The organism is Streptomyces sp. NRRL B-1347, assembly GCF_000720325.1.
Lineage (GTDB): Bacteria > Actinomycetota > Actinomycetes > Streptomycetales > Streptomycetaceae > Streptomyces.
Genome location: NZ_JOJM01000211.1, coordinates 1 through 1,774 on the forward strand (window position 1 = coordinate 1; position 1,774 = coordinate 1,774).

Sequence of the window (1,774 nt, forward strand, 5' to 3'; positions counted from 1 at the left end):
TACTCCAGTGGGACTTCACCATTACCGCTGGTCAGGAGCGGTCTTTCCAGCCTAGCGGGCGGACGGTGCACCGCGGGCCGGTATCGGGGAGCCGCCTCGGTCGCGGACGCGTCTGCGGTAGTGGCAGGCGCGGGCGATGGCCTGGTGGCGTCTGCGCCAGCGGGACCAGGTCAGTGCGCCGACACCGCGGTGCGCCGGCCAGGGGCGGACAGCAGCCAGCAGGCGCCGGACCTCTGCCACGGTGAGCGGGACCAGGCCGGCTGGGTCGTTTCGGCCGCCCCTTTTTTGACCGCGGCCGCGGCCATGGCGGCGAGGAAGGCGTGCGCGAGCATGGCCAGGGTGATGTGCCGATACCAGCCCGGGTAACGGCGCACTTCGTACTGGTCCAGGCCGCACTGGCCCTTGGCGGCCTGGAAGCACTCCTCGATCGCCCAGCGGGAGCCGGCGACACGGACCAGCTTCTCCACGGCAGTGCCCGCGGGCGCGTAGGCCAGGTAGTAGGCGATCTCGTCGGGACGCTTAAGACCGCGGCGGGCCAGCACCCACCGCTCGTGCGTGGGCGGATCAGGATCGAAGACAATGTTGACGGGCAGCTTCGCCGCGGCCCAGTCATAGACGCGCGGACCCTTGGCGCCGTCGCCGCAGGACAAGATCTGCCAGGCGTCGTCCGGTGCATCGGCGATCAACTGGTCGATGCGCCAGATCCCGGCCAGCGACTTGAGCTGCTGGGACTTGGGCACCGCGAGCACGTAGCCGACCTGGGCCTGCTCGAGCAGGTGACGGAAGCGCCACTCCTGCCCGTAGAGACTGTCGGCGGTCACCCAGGCGATCGGCAGCGGCGAGGCCAGGGCCCGCAGGACCAGGACGTGGGCCAGTTCCCCCTTGGTGGCGAAGCCGCGGTCGGCCGGGATGCGGGCGGCCCGGCAGCGGGCCACATCATTCGTCCACGACTTGGGCAGATACAGCTCCCGGTCCACCAACGCCCGCCCCCGAGGCGAGGCATAGGCGGCGAAGACGCCGATCTGGCAGTTCTCGGTCCGTCCGGCCGTACCGGAGTACTGCCGCTGCACTCCGGCCGAGACGGTGCCCTTTTTCACGAACCCGGTGTCGTCGACGATCAGCACACCGTCCGGGGCGCCGAGCTTTTCGGCGACGTAACTCTGCACGTCATCGCGCAGTTGGTCGGGGTCCCACCGGCTCCACGACAGCAGGTGCTGCAGACCGTAGGGGCCGGTGTGACCGGCGTACTCGGCCAGCTGCCAGCTGTTTTTGCGACTCACCGGGCCCAGCAGGCCCCGCACGTAGTCCCGCATCCGACGCCGCACCTCAACCCGGCCGAACCGGCCGCTCACCCGCAAAAACAGGTCCTCAAGCTCGGCACTCCAGCGTCCCGTGACAAAGTCCGCCATCATGCCCCCGAGCCTGCACGTCCCGACCCGCCGATCACGACGGCTCCCCGATACCGGCCCGCGGTGCACCGTCCGCCCGCTAGGCTGGAAAGACCGCTCCTGACCAGCGGTAATGGTGAAGTCCCACTGGAGTACCTCTCAGGGGCACCCGACGCCGGCCCGGAGCCACAGCCTGCCGACGCGCGGTCTTCCGCTGGCTGAACAGGTACAACACCTGGCGCAGACACTCCAGCAACGAAGCCCCAAGGCCGGGAAGTTAACGAACTCCCGGAGTGTGGACACAGGGGCTCATGCTGCGATTGAGAGTGTATCTGCTCGTAGGTGCTGCTGTTCGAATTCGGCTGGTGAGAGGTAGTTGAGGGCAC

General features: G+C 68.8%; 1 protein-coding gene. It reads right to left on the reverse strand.

The features are described from left to right. Positions 1–170 precede the first annotated feature (170 nt). The gene (locus tag IG74_RS0144515; RefSeq protein WP_030689514.1) at positions 171–1,412 is read right to left on the reverse strand and encodes an IS701 family transposase; all 1,242 of its coding nucleotides are present in this window, start codon (positions 1,410–1,412) and stop codon (positions 171–173) included. Between the last annotated feature and the right edge of the window lie 362 nt (positions 1,413–1,774).